Raw genomic sequence first — 15591 nt, 5'->3', positions numbered from 1 at the left:
CATCCACCTCATTTAATTGGGAATATTGATCTCCTTGTTCATCGGTTTACCCTTTCCCTGGTAGTTCCAAAACAGTACAAAGACGAATACGGCAAAACCAATGATGTCTGTCACCCAGCCGGGATAAATCAGGAGAAAGGCTGCAACTGCACTGATAAGCCGCAGGTTGATAGGGAATTTCTTTTTAAAATAGCCTTCAATGGCGACGGATAACAGGAATACGCCGATCACAGATGTAACGGTGAGCGTGATGATGCTTGTAACCGTAGCGTCCACCATCAGCATTTCATGGGAAAACACAAACATAAACGGAACGATGAATCCGGCTATGGCGAGCCTCATTGCCTGGAATCCGGTCTTCGTCGGATCACCGCCGCTGATTCCCGCTCCGGCAAAGGCAGCCAATGCGACAGGAGGCGTGATGTTCGCAAAGATCCCGAAGTAGAACACAAACATATGAGCGACAAACACGGCCGTTTCCGTCGATCCTGCCAATTCACGGAACAGGGGCAGTTGTAATAGAATCGGTGCTGCCATCGTACTCGTGATGATGTAGGTCGGAATACTCGGCAGTCCCATCCCTAACACAATGGACGTCACCATGGTCAGCAACAATGTGATGACGAGCTGCAGAAGGGGACTGTCGATCATTTCGCCGATCCCGACGATACTGTTGGCGAGTTCCAGGGCCACTCCCGTCAGTGAAGCCACTCCTACCACAATCCCCACGGCACCGCAGGCAACGGCGACAGGTATCGTCGTTTTCGCCCCTTCTTCCAATGCTTGTACACAATCCTTCAAACCAATTTCTTCGGCTTCCAGGTTTTTGGATTTTCTGAACAGGTTGATCAGTAAAGGAATCACAACAACCAATAGGAGTTCCCACCATCCGTTTTTCAAAGGAGGCATCCCTTCGCCGGATAGAAGACCATTCACTTGTGGTTGAAACACAAAGAATACCCCGAGCAGAGTCGATAAGGCCAGAACCTGTTTTGATCCAGATATGATGATCGTGGCCAAGATGGACCAGAAGGCGGCGTAGAATGGTGTTTTTCCTGAGAATAATAAGTACAGAAGAATCACCATCGGGATGATTAAGTGCCCGCGTTCTGCCAAAACGGCTTTCACGGATGGAAGTTCCGATTTCGGTACTCCATTCAGCCCACGCTTGGATGCTCTGAAGTGTACCTGAAGCAGGATCCCGATGTAGAATAGGAGGGCAGGGATGATACCTGCGAGAATCACCTTCGTATAAGGGATATTAAGATTCTCAGCCATGATGAAGGCTGCGGCACCCATGATCGGTGGTAGGATCTGTCCCCCCACACTGGCTGCTGATTCAACGGCTCCTGCAAACTCTTTCTTGTAGCCAATCTTTTTCATCAAGGGAATGGTAAAGGCACCTGTCGTCACGACATTGGCAACGGCTGATCCATTGATGGAACCGAGGAACCCGCTGGCAATGACGGCAACTTTAGCGGGACCGCCTTTCGTATGACCGGCAACGGCCAAGGCCAGATCGTTAAATAATTTCCCCATTCCGGACCGGCTTAAGAATGCGCCGAACAGGATGAATAGAATGATGTAACTGGCAGATACACCAATCGCCGTACCGAGAATCCCTTCGGTAATATAGACAAGTTGTGAAATCATCTTTTTGGTCACGGTCAGCGTGATCTGCGAATTCAATTCAGGATAAATCGACAGTTTCACATAGAGGCCGTATAGTAAGAATCCCAGTGCCAGAAGGGTCAATCCCCATCCGGTTACACGCCTGGTCAATTCCAGAAGCAGGACGATGACAAGGATCCCGACGTAGAAATCCATATCGTTGATCTGCCCGCCAGTACGGATGATCCGTTCTGCACTGAATAACATATAAATGCCGACGATCAAGGATAATCCACTTAAGATATAGTCATAAAACGGAACCGATTGATCTTTCTTTTTACTAACAAAGGGGTATAGGATAAAGCCAATCGCCATCAGTCCATATAAGTGAATGCTTCGCTGTTTCACATCGACCAATGCCCCGGCGTAGGACGTGTACAAATGGAAGAGGGCAATTCCGGCTGCCAATACTAAAAGGAACAGACCGATCACCTTTGGATACTTGCTCCTCGTATTGCCTTCCCGGTCCAACTCCTCCACTGATGTATTCTTCTCGTTTTTCATCATGAGTCACCTCGCTTAATCTTTAACAATCATATAAATCAATTTATACAGAGGGACGGACCTCACCGATAATTGGTAGGACACTTGGGGATCAAGGGAAATGGTCCGCCCGTTCAATCGAACCCGGTGATTCGTCCCCTTGCCTGTTTGAAAACGCAATGAGCTCCCGATCGTTTGATGGATCCCCGTCATATACACCCAGCCGTCTTTGATATACGTATTATCTCCTGCGTGATCAGGGACGCCGGCTCCGAACGTTTTGAAACGGGTCGAAGTCAGCAAAATGGTTCCCTTTTGAATATGAAAGAATTCTTCCCAATCTTCTTTTTCAACCGAATGGGTCCAGCGTATGGAAACGTCTTTCTCTTCTAAAAATGGCTGAACGATTATATTTTGATTTTCATAGGATAAGAGCAATGTGTTCATCGGGACGAAGGCGGAAAGGATGAGAAGGAAAAGAATAACGATAACCAGTATTCTTTTTTTCATAGATAGAAAGAAGAGGGCACCAGGATTGATGCCCTTTCCGTTTTATTTCAGTAATCCTTTTTCTTTATAAAACTTTTTCGCCCCTGGGTGAAGGGGAGCTATGAGGCCCTTCGCCATCTCGTCCCGGTCGACTTCCTTAAGGGGAGCCACTGCCACTGCATCCGTCCCCAAGTAATCATAGTAGCGCTTTGTCAGATCGTATACGGTGTCTTCACTTATATCTTTTGATACGATTAGCATATTTTGAATCCCGACGGTTTCCACTTTTGAATCCAGGTTGTATTTCGCTTCGTCACCTGAATCAATGGTGAACGTTTTGTAGAAAGGATATTTCTCCATCAGCTTATCAGCAAGATCACCTTTGATTTCAACAAACGATACATCATTTTGCTGCATAAGGTCTGTAATATTACTGTTTGGTACTCCAGATGTGAAGAAGGCAGCATCCAGGGTGCCATTCTTCATTTCCTGCACCGAATCCGCATAGCCGGTGTGAGTCACTTTTTCAAGGTCATCATACGTAAGGCCGGCAGCTTCCAATACCTTCTTTGCGCTCTGTTCCACACCGGAACCTACCTGTCCGACACCGACTTTCTTACCCTTTAAATCTTCAATACTCTTAATTCCGCTATCAGACATCGCGACTACCTGCACCACGTTCTGGTACATGCCTGCCATTGCTTGAACGTCTACTTTATTGCCTTCGAACTGTCCTTTGCCTTCAACGGCATCATAGGCGACGTCACTCATGACGATGGCCATTTGATTTAAGCCGTCCGTGATGTTCTGGATATTGGCAACAGATGCGCCAGTCGATTCTACCGTTACATTTCCGATGGAATCACTTTCTTCAAAAATAGGTTTTAACGATCCACCGATCGCATAATAAGCACCGGACGTCCCACCTGTCCCAAACACTACTGATTGGCTGGACGAATCACCGCCACTGCCTGAATCGCCTCCACTTGCCCCATCACTGCCGCAAGCAGCCAATAGAATGGAGACGATGGCTATGATTGAAATCCATTTTAATTTTTTCATCATTTCGTCCTCCTTTTATTTACCTATTTAGTATGGTAACGCTTACATATTAAAATTAGAATATTTAGAACTTAAAGGACGTTTTGGTCTTTTTGGTCTTTTTTTATCTGAACAAAAAAATGGATAAGGCCGAATGCCTTATCCATTTTTCCACTGATAGCGATTGACCGGTCTCCCGATTCCGCCGTATTCAATCATGATCTGAACATGATCTGATTTCAGGAGGTAATCCAAGTATCTTCGGGCTGTAACTCTTGCAATCCCGATTCCTTCCGCCGTCTCTACAGCGGAAAGGGGGGTGGATTGACCGGAAAGAAATTGAACGATTTGCTGAAGGGTTTGCGCATTCAGCCCTTTCGGCAAATCCACATGATGTTTGTCAGCAACAGAGTGAGAAGGTCCTCCTTGGAGCTGATCGATCTCATGCTGTCCAATGATTCCTTCTCCTGATATTTGTTGTTTAAATGCCCGATATTTTTCGAGAGCCTGCTTCAACCGTTCGAACTTGAAAGGCTTGATGATGTAATCAACGACTCCCAATCTCATCATATCCCGGATGGTTTCTTTATCCTGTGCCGCAGATATGATGATGACATCCACGTCCGTGCCCTGCTGGCGAAAAGCCTGCAAGGTTTCGATTCCGGTTTGTCTGGGCATGAAATTATCCAGGAGGACAAGGTCAGGTTGAAAAGAAGAGACCTTTTCTGCACCTTCCTGTCCGTTTCCGGCAATGGCGCACACCGTAAATCCCGGTACCCGTTCAATGAACATCCGGTTCACCTCTTGAACCATCGGGTCATCCTCAATGAGCAGAACGTTAATTGGTTTCGTCATCTGTATTCCCTCCATTCATGGGAAAGGCAAGCTGAAATACTGTTCCTTCCCCCGGGGTTGATTTTACTTGTATTTGGCCCTTCGATTTCTCCACAATACTGTGAATTAAGTAGAGTCCGAGCCCCGATCCGTCTTTTCCTTTGGTCGTGTATCCATGTTTAAATAACTGTGGCATCTGTTCTTCTGATATCCCGATTCCATTGTCTTCTATCTCGATATGGAACATATCTGGATCTTCTTTCAAATAGACGTGGACGGACTTTGATTCTTCCGTTGTGTCCTTTAACGCATATAAACTATTTTCGATGAGGTTTCCTAGGAGTATGACAAAATCATGTTCATCCAGCAGGGAAGGAAGGGAGGTTAAATAACTATCGGGATCAATCTGAACTTCAATTCCCAGTTCCCGTCCTCGCCTGATTTTACCCAACAAAAGACCCGTCAACCGATCAAGCTTGATTCGCTCGGCTAAGAATGCGGAGAGATCCTCCTCTTCCCGGGAAGAGTGGAAAATATAATCGAGAGCTTTCTCATTTTCTTCAAGCTGAATCAGTCCGGCGACGGTATGTAATGCATTCTGATGTTCATGGTTTTGTACGCGTAATGCTTCGACGAACTCCTTGACTCCCGTCAGCTCCTCTGCAAGCCTGGTCATCTCTGTTCGATCCTGGAACACGGCAACCGCCCCAACAATATCCTGATTGACCAAAATCGGCACCCTTGAATGCAGGATGATCCTGTTGTTTAATGTCATCTCTTCATGATAAATAGGTTCCCTGGTTCTCAGAACGTCTGGTAGCTTAAAAGAAGGGAGAATCTCATGAATGGACTTTCCGGTCGGATTATCCTTAATGAATAATATTTCTTTCGCCTTTTCATTAAAAACAGTCAGTCTTTGTTGGTTATCAATGGCGATGATTCCTTCATTCATGGCTTGGAATGTTGCCGTACGTTCCACCAGAAGCCTGCCGATTTCATGGGGCTCGAGCTGAAAGGTATCTTTCTTGATTTGTCTCGCTAACAACCAGGAGCCCATCATGCCGAATAAAAGGGTGATGGCTCCTATGATCATCAATTCATTCTTTAGATTGCTCATAATATCGAAGGTGGAAGGGAGCAGGATGCCTACAACGACCACACCGATTTGTTGATGTTCAGAATTCATGACGGGAACGAATCCCCTCACAGCCGTGCCGAGTTCACCTTTGGCCGTCGAGACATAACTATGCTCCGCAAAGGCGGGGCCTTCATCCTTCCCGGCGGATATGGTTCCGAGCTGCTCTTCCGATGGATGGGAATAGCGGATCCGATTCATATTGAGTACGACAATATAATCGGATCCATTAACGGTACGGATGTTTTCGACCACCGGCTGAATTTCCTCCCATCCAAGGGAATCTTCCAGGTGGCTTTGAACGGTCGGGAGGTTGGCTACTGTCCTCGCCGTAATGAGGGCCTGATTCCCTAATTCCTCTTTTTTCATCTCGATCGCTTTTCCGACAAAAATAATGAATCCGATCAATAGGGCAAATAAGACAACCCCGAAGGATAATATCGTCATTTTCCAGCGAATAGGCATTTGTTTTCGATTCATTCTGAATATTCCTTCCTCTTTGTTCAAAGTTATTGTACCATTTTTAATAGAATCTGAAAGAGGAGGGTTCCCCTGATGAGAACCTTTTTGTTCATTGGCCTCTTTATCCTGACAGGGATTGTGACCGCCTATGTGGTTGGATTTCAAACACGGGATGGGTTTTCAGCAGAATATGACGATGATCAGGAAAAAATGAGGGATCAAATCGTGATCAAGGTGAGTCACGTCGTGTCGGAAAACACCCCAAAAGGAAAAGCAGTCAGGCGGTTTAAAGCACTTGTAGAAGAGAATACAGGGGGAAAAGTGAAGGTGGAAATCTATCCGAACGGATCCCTGTATTCGGATATCAGTGAATGGAATGCCCTTAAGAACAATAATGTGCAGATGATCATTCCGGCCACATCCAAAGTATCGCAGTATGTTCCGGAGTTCGGCCTATTTGACTTACCCTTTGCCTTCGATAGCTACAGCCAGGTTCAGCAAGCTTTTGAAGGAAGGATCGGAGAGATTCTACTGGAAAAAGCAGAAAAGCGTGAACATGTAAAAGGTGTCACCTTTTGGTATAACGGGTTTAAACAAATAACGAATAATCAGCGTCCTTTACTAACCCCCGCTGATTTTAATCGAGTACATTTTCGAACAATGCCAAGTGAAGTCCTAAAGAAACAATATCAAATGATGGGGGCGGCTGTAAGTGATCTCCCTTTTAATAAAACCTATGAAAATCTGGAGGTCGGCTTCATTGATGGGCAGGAAAATACGATCTCCAATATATACTCCAAGAAGCTCTATGATCATCAAGCCTACCTCACTATCAGCAATCATTCATACTTGGGTTATGCTGTATTAATGAATGAAGAATTTTGGAATGAGTTACCTGAAGAGTATCAGGAAGAAATCAATGAAGCCATGATCCAAACCACAGACTGGATCCGACGGCACTCCATTGAAATGAATGATGAGCAAATGCGGGAGTTGAAGAGAAACACCGATTTGGATATTCATATTCTGTTGAATTCAGAGAAAGAAGAGTGGGTAGAGAAACTGGCTCCTTTGTATGAGGAATATGAAGATGTGTTTGGGGAGGAATTGATGGGGGAGATGGGTGAAATAAACGGCAGACTTCGGTAAATGTCTGCCGTTATGTATTAGAATTGTATTTCTTTTAATTTTTCATTGGTTTCTTCCAAGTCAAATTCTTCGGGATTGTGATCCTCAAACCGTTCCCTGAAGAACATCACTTCCTCATCTTTTTCATCGGGGTTTGATAGTACTTCTAAAATATGTTGATAATGATGGATACCCCCGCCATCCTCTAAAGGACGATTTCGTTTCCCCTTTAGGCACATCGGAAAGTTCAATTTTTGATCCTCTGATATTTTCTCGAGGAGGATCTGGTGCTGCCAATTGTCACCAAAATCATAGGTGTAAGATATCTTATCATTCTTCTCGTCCAACACATTTCCAAGGATCGCTTTACTGGAGTCATAAGTCCGTTTTGCCTCAAATTCATACTCTTCGTCGGGATATTCAAACTCACCGTGTCGAGTATCAAAAGAATATAAATGTGAATTAGTCCAACCCATTGCTGCTTGGATTACGTGATGAAGCTGATGGAGGGAAAGAGTGTTAGGGATGAGTACCCGTCTCCAAATGGGCGGTTTTGCCCCTTTTAAAGAAATTTTCAACTGAAAGGTTTTTTTCTCCACAGGTTGTGTTACTTCTCTTTCTACCTTTGGATTAGTTCCATTTGGAAGAATTTGAGTTAATACTGGTTTTTGGAATTGTTTGATAATCGTAGTTTCAAGTCTTTTCTGTTCCTGAGGCGGCAATGCTCTGTATTCTTCCGAGGTTTTCAGCTTAGTGATGAGGCTTTGCAGGAGATTTTCACGATTTAGCATAAGTTTCCTCCTTGGGTTATCAATTTTTATATTATAGGAGAATATGAAGAATATGAAATGAGGTTTAAGGCATTTGGGGAAGTGATCTCTAAAAAGCAGAGAAAGGGTAAGTTATACTTATCATTGCTCCATCCCCACCCGTCGTTTCACCTTAAGAAGATCTTTCTTCTGATCCCAGTTTTCTTTTACCAGAATGGCGATATTGTCCTGAGTATCCTGCTGATTTTCCTCGAGTACGGTCATTCTGGATTCGAATTTGTCCAAGCGGTTTTCGATCTTTGTCATTCGCTCATTCATATTGTTTTCAAACCGAGTCATTTGTCCTTGAAGTTCTCTTATGGCCTGTAAAATCTGATCCATCGTATTTTTCACCTCCTTCTATTTATTCTAACACAGAATCTGGGAATATTACCTTCACAATCACTGGAAAAAATCTTATCCGGACATACGGTTTTGCTTTTAAATATGGTAATATAAGAAAATGTAAAGAGAGATAACAAACGAATCATATTACATAGAGTTAGGAGAATGATCAATGAGTAAAACACTAATTTTTGGACACAAAAATCCAGACACAGATACCATCACGTCAGCACTGGTTTATGCTGATTTGAAATCGAAAATCGGGATGGACGTGGAGCCGGTTCGCCTGGGTGAAGTGAACGGTGAAACACAATATGCCCTTGATTACTTTAAAGTCGATGCACCGCGCTTAGTAGAAAAGGTTGCCGCTGAAACGGATACGGTCATCCTGGTTGACCACAACGAGCGCCAGCAGAGTGCAGCGGACATCGAGGAAGTACGCGTTCTTGAAGTCATCGACCACCACCGCATCGCGAACTTTGAAACGGCAGATCCCCTGTACTACCGTGCTGAGCCGGTTGGATGTACGGCAACGATCTTAAACAAGATCTACAAGGAAAAAGGAGTAGAGGTCACGAAGGAAATGGCTGGATTGATGCTTTCAGCGATCATCTCGGATTCTTTATTATTTAAATCTCCGACCTGCACAGATGAAGACGTAGCAGCAGCAAATGAACTGGCTGACATCGCAGGGGTAGACCCACAAGTGTACGGCTTGGAAATGCTGAAGGCAGGCGCCAACATGAGCACGAAATCAGTCGCTGAACTTGTGACCCTTGATGCAAAAGAATTCTCCATGGGTAACGCCAAAGTGGAAGTGGCTCAAATCAACGTCGTCGATGTCAATGACGTATTCGGACGTCAGGCAGAAGTTGAAGCGGCCATGGAAACCATGATCAAGGAAAAAGGTCTGGATCTATTCCTTCTTGTCGTGACAAACATCCTGGATAACGACTCGACGGCTCTTGCCCTTGGAAGCAAAGCGGCTGAAGTCGAGAAAGCGTTCAACGTCACACTTCAAAACAACACGGCTCTATTAAAAGGCGTGGTATCCCGTAAGAAGCAGATCGTACCTGTGTTGACGGATGCGATAAAATAAGGAAAAATTGGAAGGGGCAGTCTTTTGGCTGCTTCTTTTTTATATTAACAAAGGGAGAGGTCTAACATGAACTTCAAAAAAATCCACCACATCGCTATCATTTGCTCGGATTACACCAAATCGAAAGACTTTTACGTCAATAAACTGGGTTTGGATATAAAGCAGGAAATATACCGGGAAGAAAGAGATTCTTACAAGCTCGACCTCACGTTAAACGAGGAATATATCATCGAACTGTTTTCATTCCCAGAAGCCCCGGCGCGACCGAGTTATCCGGAAGCACGAGGGCTGCGCCATTTAGCCTTTGAAGTGGAGGATATAGAGGGTACAGTAGAGGCACTGAATCGAAAAGGTATTAAAACAGAGGAAATAAGAATAGATCCTTATACCGATCAAAAATTCACCTTCTTCGAAGATCCCGATGGACTGCCGTTGGAGCTATATGAAATCTGATAGAGGTCCGTCCCTCAAAAAAAGAGCACTTCCCATTAAGAGAAGTGCTGTCCAAAGGTATTGTAATTTGTCGTTAAATTCATTTAATCATATATAGATTTTTGAAGGATTGCGGATATGGCGCGATTATCATTGAAAAACAGAGGGGTTCCTAGGGAATTTCAGTTGTTTTATACATAAATATAAAAATATTAATATTTTCGATAATGTTAAGAGTAGATAAAAAAAGAGCGCTTCCCACAAGGAGAAGCGCTATCAAAAGGTATTGTAATTTGTCGTTAAGACTATTAAAACATAGATTCAGAATGCATGTATTGGCGCCATATGTTCTTGAGGAAGAATGTATGAGGATAATCCTAAAAAAACTGCCTGTTTTCTGATGAAATATTAAAATATTAATATTTTTAAGGAGGTGGACTTGTGGACTATTCAGTCATCGGGAAAAAGATAAAGGAATTGAGGAAAGTCGTCGGTTTGACTCAGGAAGAATTGGCAGACGGAATATGTACCCAAGCTCTGATCAGCCGGATAGAGAAGGGGGATATCTATCCGAGCGCCACGTCCCTCTATCAAATTTCAAAGAAGCTTGGTGTCGATGTTAACTACTTTTTTGAGATTGGGTTGACTCCCCGTCTCGATTATGTGAGAGAGGTTGAGCGGCAACTAAAGAAGCTGAGAGTGAAATTGAAATATGATGAAATTCTTGAGATTGTCAAAGCCGAAGAGAAGAATCCCTTATTTCTAAAAGACGAAACCAATCTTCAACTTCTCTATTGGCATAAAGGGATCTATGTGAATGAGGTCGAAAAAAATAAAGACGAAGCTCTGATCATATTAGAGAGGGCACTCTCACTGACATATAATAAGAAAAAGGCCATGTCAGAGCGTGAAATGAATATTATGATCAGTATGGGAATCCTGGAATTCAGCCGCCGCAACCACGAACGGGCGTTAGAGATTTACGAAGACGTCAATGCCGCTTTGACTTACAATGACCAGCTTAGCGATAAGTCCATCAAAACCAGACTATTGTATAATATCGCCAGGGTACTGACGAGACTTGGAGAGTATCATGAATCCACCAGGTATTGCGAAGAAGGCATCCGCTGGATCATAGAAGAAGAGAACTTATATGGCTTCGCTCAATTGAATTATCATATCGGATACAACCTGGAACTGGAAGAGAAGTACGGGGAGGCATTACCTTATCTCGTTAAAGCTGCCATGTTGTTTGACATTCAATATAATACAACGTTATCTACTTTTATCGAAGGGAAGATAGAAGAACTGAAAGAAAAGATAGAAGGGGGAAAATGAGTCAAGCGATGTGAACCAATCCTTATACTTTTTTGATAAATCCATATTATTGTTTGAATCGCTTAAGAATCATGAGCACACTGCATTTTAACGAAGAAAAAAGAACAATTATCTTTAAAATTGATGTGATGAGATTCTCCTTCATACATTCAGCATGTCCCTCATAAGATGGATTGTAGGTGAGGGGTGTGGATGTATGAGAAGGAAAAGCCCGGTTCCTCTGATAATCGGTGCAGTCGGTGGGATCATCCTGTTAGTGGCTCTGTTCACATTTATCGGAAAAAGCCAGGAACCTGATACACCTGAAGAAGTGATCAAGGAGTTTTATGACTTTGAAAAAGATGGGGACTTCGGTAATGCATGGGAGTTATTTCACTCGGAGATGAAAAACAAGTTTCCCAAATCCTCCTATATCCAAACGAAGAATCATGTTTTCATGGGGCATATGGGGGTAGATGAGTTCGATGTGGAAGTCGGGAGCATAGAAAAGGTGAAGGAGTTTACGTTTAATGACGAAGGGCTTCAGTTCAAAAATGTCAGGAAAGCTGAAGTGAACATGTACTACGATAGCCAATTTGGAGAGCTGATGATAACTCAAACGTGTTATGTAGCGATTGAAGAGGATGAATGGAGGATCCTATGGAATTATAATTTCTGACCTGAAAATAAAATGTGATTTTTTCATTGAATTGGTTTTATCCGGTGTGTGCTGGGTAAAAGGAAACTAATTATTTATAAAGGAGGGCATTAGCTGTGTCACTGCTCTATTTTAAAGCTCGTGAAGCCTATGAACTGGATGCGAAAGTATCTCAATCCCAAATTATACGATTGAGGGAATACCGCAGAACCAAGCCCGCTCCTGTTGCTAAAAAGAGATAGCTAATGGATCCTTTTGAAAAATGACCCTGCTCAGTCTAAATTCGTTTAGACTGTTTTTTTATGATTAAAAATGTAAAAAAGTCGGAAATCCACTGATTCCCGACTCTCCATTATTACAGATCTTCCCCGATGATGCGGACTTCCCGTTCAAGGTCTACATCAAACTTTTCTTTCACCGTCTTCTGAACATGTTCAATCAGTGAAATATAATCAGTTGCCGTTGCGTTGTCTTTATTCACAATGAAGCCGGCATGTTTGGTGGATACTTCTGCACCGCCGAAGTTCGTACCTTGAAGTTCGCTGTCCTGAATCAATTTACCTGCGAAATATCCAGGAGGACGCTTAAAGACACTTCCACATGATGGATACTCAAGTGGCTGCTTGGATTCCCGTTTGTCTGTTAAATCGTCCATGATGGCCTTGATGTCTTCATAGACCCCTGGCTGCAGACTGAACGTCGCCTCCAGGACGATATCCCCTTTTTCCGAGATATTACTGTGTCGGTAATCAAGCTCAAGTTCTGCCGCTGTCCGTTTCACAAGGTTTCCTTCACGATCGACGACATGGCAGTAATCAAGGACATCCTTGATCTCTCCACCGTACGCCCCTGCGTTCATGAACAGGGCGCCGCCCACCGTACCCGGAATGCCGCATGCAAACTCCAGTCCCGATAACTGCTCGGCTAAAGCGCGTCTGGACACATCGATGATGGCCGCGCCGCTTTGAGCGACAATCAGCTGATCGGTTGCTATAATGTCCTTGAAGTTCTTTAAGTGAAGGACGATGCCACGAATTCCGCCATCCTTCACGATCAAATTCGAACCGTTTCCGAGTAGTGTAAATGGCACATCGACTTTATTCGAAAGCTTCACGATGTTTTGAACTTCTTCATATGTGGTCGGGGTAAGGAAGAAGTCTGCTCTTCCCCCAAGCTTCGTATACAAATGATCCCTTAACAATTCGTCACGCTTAATATTGTCAGAGTGCATGACCTTCGTTAATTCTTCAAACACTTTTTCTTTATTGTACATTCTATATCAGTCCTATAAAGTAGTTTACGTCTCTTCACTATTCAATCCTACCCCACCATTATATGACGAAAACCCCTGAAAGTTAAATGGTTTCAGTTGGTAGTGGGCAATATCAGTCTATTGGAGGAATACCCTGCTCCATAAATAAGAAAAAGAACCCCCTAATTGGAGGTTCCTGGGACTTACAGTTATTTCAAGAAATGAAATGATTTAGCCACATTCGAGATGAGGTTTGCCATGAAGCTGCGGTTTTCTTTCTTTTCCTGTCCAGGATTCGTTCCATCGCTTTCTTTTAGTTTGATCGAATACTTGCCAAACCCGCTGTCCTGTTCTCCGAGGAACTTATACTTTCTTGCATCCTTGATGTAATTCTGAGCTTTCAGGGACGTTTCGAAAACGATATTCGTATTTCCTTTCACAGGGGTAAAGGACCAGTTCCCATCTGCCTGAGGATCGATGGTCTTTTTCTCCATAATATAGTCGATGATCACATTACGGTTTTCATCAGGTGATTTAACGATGATTTCTGAGTTTTTCACGCCCGGGAATTTTCCGCTTGCACGATAGTTATTGGTCGCCACGATGAATTTCTGGTTCGGATCGATGGCTTTTCCATTAAATTTCAGATTCTTGATACGGCTTGAGTCTTTGTTTACCAGAGCGCCTTCAGCATCGTACTTAGAAGGCTTGGTTACATCGATTTCATAGGTGACGCCGTCAATGACATCAAAGTTATAAGAGCGGTAGTCACCGTTCACAAGATTCTGCTCTTCTGATTTAGAAGGATCGATTTGATTGAATTGACCGGCAGACATCTCAAGCCATTCTTTTACATCAGCACCTGTAAGCAGAACGGCTTGAAGTGTGTTTGGATAGAGGTACAGGTCAGAGACGTTCTTGATGGCGATCTCACCTGCAGGGATGTCTGTATAATAATCAGGATTCGCACGTGTACCCGCTTTGAACGGGGCACCTGCAGATAGAACCGGGATGCCATCATACTCTGTCCCTTTAATATACTTTTCGATATACCATTTCTGGGCGTTGGTCACAATCTGTACAGATGGATCATCACTCACTAAAGCAAAATAACTGTTGATTGGGGACGTCGTCTCACCGACTGCACTGCGCACCCATTCAATCGTCGCCTCATGCTCTTCTTTCACTGCGTCGAGGATACTTTGGTCTGCCTCAACAGCAGGTGTTCCGTCCGGATTCAAAATAGAGCGGGTGGAAGCCTGGGTATTAGTCACATCCCATTTCCCGTCTTTTAACTCAAGTTGAAGGTCAACGAGTCCAAGATGATCTCCCCAGGAACCAGGCATGACCGATCCGACACCATTGATCGTTCCTTTCGTCACGTCTACCCCTTCCATCCCGCTATACGAATCAGAAGGGAAGACCCCGTGTGAATGGCCAAACAAGATCGCGTTGATTCCATCTACTTTAGAAAGGTCATAGGTTGCGTTCTCCTCCATGCCTTCCTGTGTGACGTTACCGATACCGGAGTGAGGGATCGCGACAATCACATCAGCACCGTCAGCCTTCATCTGAGGGACGAACTTGTTGGCAGTCTCAATGATGTCTTTTGCAACGACTTTTCCTTCAAGGTTCCCTTTATCCCACTGCATGATCTGAGGAGGGATGAAGCCGATGACGCCGACTTTGATTGCATGTTCTTCACCGTCTTCATCGACTACCGTGCGATCAAGGATTTCGTACGGTTTAAAATAGTTCTGGTCATTGTCGGGGTTCCCGTCTTTATCATCTACGTACACATTGGCATTCACATATGGAAAGTTGGAGCCTTTTAATGATGTACCGAGGAAGTCAAGACCATAGTTGAACTCATGATTTCCGACGTTCCCTGCATCATAATCCAGCAGATTCATCGCTTTGTAGACAGGGTGGATTTCCCCATCTTGAAGCGGGTCTTCTTTTGCTACATAATCTCCAAGTGGATTTCCCTGAATCAGATCTCCATTATCGAATAATAAAGAGTTCTTGGATTCCGCTCGAGCCTGTTTGATCAGGGTAGCCGTTTTGGCAAGTCCGTATTTATCTGTCACTGTATCTTGATAGTAATCATAGTTTGCGAGGTTCACGTGGATGTCGGTTGTTTCAAGTATGCGAAGCTTTACAATATCTTTGTCCATGACGTCTGCATAAGTAATGGAAGGAGTGGCTTGAGGAATCAGAAGGCCAAGGGCCAAAGCGCTGCCGGCAATGACTTTTTTCTTATTGGATGTGTTTTTCAAAAGAATCGCTCCTATATGTAGTTAATTGTCAAACAATTACATGCTAGCATATCTACATGAAATAAAAATGGTGTAAAAGTATGATTTATTTGAAAAGTGTAAAAGTTTTGTAAAGAGCTAGTAGTGCGTAAATTGCTGGTTTATTTTTGAAGGGTAA

General features: G+C 43.8%; 15 protein-coding genes. 6 read left to right on the top strand and 9 right to left on the bottom strand.

From position 1 onward, the window contains the following. Positions 1–12 precede the first annotated feature (12 nt). From AC0VXY_RS19890 to AC0VXY_RS19870, 5 genes are all read right to left on the bottom strand, one after another. Positions 13–2178: a TRAP transporter permease gene (locus AC0VXY_RS19890; protein ID WP_475526287.1), complete on the bottom strand. Its 2166-nt coding sequence runs from the start codon at positions 2176–2178 to the stop codon at positions 13–15. Between the two features lie 12 nt (positions 2179–2190). Further along, positions 2191–2664, bottom strand: a complete 474-nt coding sequence (locus tag AC0VXY_RS19885) for a DUF1850 domain-containing protein (protein ID WP_475526286.1) — start codon at positions 2662–2664, stop codon at positions 2191–2193. 42 nt (positions 2665–2706) lie between these two features. Further along, positions 2707–3708 carry a TAXI family TRAP transporter solute-binding subunit gene (locus AC0VXY_RS19880; protein WP_475526285.1) on the bottom strand — a complete coding sequence of 334 codons (1002 nt, stop codon included), beginning with the start codon at positions 3706–3708 and terminating at the stop codon, positions 2707–2709. 135 nt (positions 3709–3843) lie between these two features. Further along, positions 3844–4539, bottom strand: coding sequence for a response regulator (locus AC0VXY_RS19875; RefSeq protein WP_475526284.1), 696 nt, complete (start codon positions 4537–4539; stop codon positions 3844–3846). Beyond that, positions 4523–6133, bottom strand: coding sequence for an ATP-binding protein (locus tag AC0VXY_RS19870; RefSeq protein ID WP_475526283.1), 1611 nt, complete (start codon positions 6131–6133; stop codon positions 4523–4525). The genes AC0VXY_RS19875 and AC0VXY_RS19870 overlap by 17 nt, the downstream gene beginning before the upstream one ends. Before the next feature lie 75 nt (positions 6134–6208). Between AC0VXY_RS19870 and AC0VXY_RS19865 the strand changes: the two genes are divergently transcribed. Then, positions 6209–7264, top strand: coding sequence for a DctP family TRAP transporter solute-binding subunit (locus tag AC0VXY_RS19865; protein ID WP_475526282.1), 1056 nt, complete (start codon positions 6209–6211; stop codon positions 7262–7264). 17 nt (positions 7265–7281) lie between these two features. Here the strand turns inward: AC0VXY_RS19865 and AC0VXY_RS19860 are convergent, their stop codons facing one another. Both AC0VXY_RS19860 and AC0VXY_RS19855 read right to left on the bottom strand, forming a co-directional pair. Then, positions 7282–8034 carry a plasmid pRiA4b ORF-3 family protein gene (locus tag AC0VXY_RS19860; protein ID WP_475526281.1) on the bottom strand — a complete coding sequence of 251 codons (753 nt, stop codon included), beginning with the start codon at positions 8032–8034 and terminating at the stop codon, positions 7282–7284. 120 nt (positions 8035–8154) lie between these two features. Next, on the bottom strand, positions 8155–8394 hold the full coding sequence (locus AC0VXY_RS19855; RefSeq protein WP_475526280.1) for a hypothetical protein: 240 nt from the start codon (positions 8392–8394) through the stop codon (positions 8155–8157). Positions 8395–8569: 175 nt separating this feature from the next. Here AC0VXY_RS19855 and AC0VXY_RS19850 point away from each other — a divergent pair, with 175 nt between their 5' ends. From AC0VXY_RS19850 to AC0VXY_RS19830, 5 genes are all read left to right on the top strand, one after another. Further along, positions 8570–9496, top strand: coding sequence for a manganese-dependent inorganic pyrophosphatase (locus AC0VXY_RS19850; protein WP_475526279.1), 927 nt, complete (start codon positions 8570–8572; stop codon positions 9494–9496). A gap of 66 nt (positions 9497–9562) precedes the next feature. Continuing rightward, a complete protein-coding gene (gene gloA2 / locus AC0VXY_RS19845; RefSeq protein ID WP_475526278.1) occupies positions 9563–9949 on the top strand; it encodes an SMU1112c/YaeR family gloxylase I-like metalloprotein in 387 nt (128 codons plus the stop codon). 420 nt (positions 9950–10369) lie between these two features. Then, the gene (locus AC0VXY_RS19840) at positions 10370–11266 is read left to right on the top strand and encodes a helix-turn-helix domain-containing protein (protein WP_475526277.1); all 897 of its coding nucleotides are present in this window, start codon (positions 10370–10372) and stop codon (positions 11264–11266) included. A gap of 196 nt (positions 11267–11462) precedes the next feature. Beyond that, positions 11463–11924, top strand: coding sequence for a hypothetical protein (locus AC0VXY_RS19835; protein WP_475526276.1), 462 nt, complete (start codon positions 11463–11465; stop codon positions 11922–11924). Positions 11925–12019: 95 nt separating this feature from the next. Then, complete coding sequence (locus AC0VXY_RS19830; RefSeq protein WP_336199816.1) at positions 12020–12145, top strand: hypothetical protein; 126 nt, start codon at positions 12020–12022, stop codon at positions 12143–12145. Between the two features lie 113 nt (positions 12146–12258). On the opposite strand, the gene murB is transcribed toward AC0VXY_RS19830, so the two are convergent. Together murB and AC0VXY_RS19820 are read right to left on the bottom strand one after the other, a co-directional pair. Next, positions 12259–13176: a UDP-N-acetylmuramate dehydrogenase gene (gene murB / locus AC0VXY_RS19825; protein WP_475526275.1), complete on the bottom strand. Its 918-nt coding sequence runs from the start codon at positions 13174–13176 to the stop codon at positions 12259–12261. A gap of 188 nt (positions 13177–13364) precedes the next feature. After that, a complete protein-coding gene (locus AC0VXY_RS19820; protein ID WP_475526274.1) occupies positions 13365–15434 on the bottom strand; it encodes a bifunctional 2',3'-cyclic-nucleotide 2'-phosphodiesterase/3'-nucleotidase in 2070 nt (689 codons plus the stop codon). Between the last annotated feature and the right edge of the window lie 157 nt (positions 15435–15591).

It is taken from the genome of Rossellomorea sp. QJM3NY_18 (genome assembly GCF_056173145.1).
Note: the sequence above shows the minus strand (reverse complement) of the source record. Positions and strands in the feature narration are given on the sequence as shown.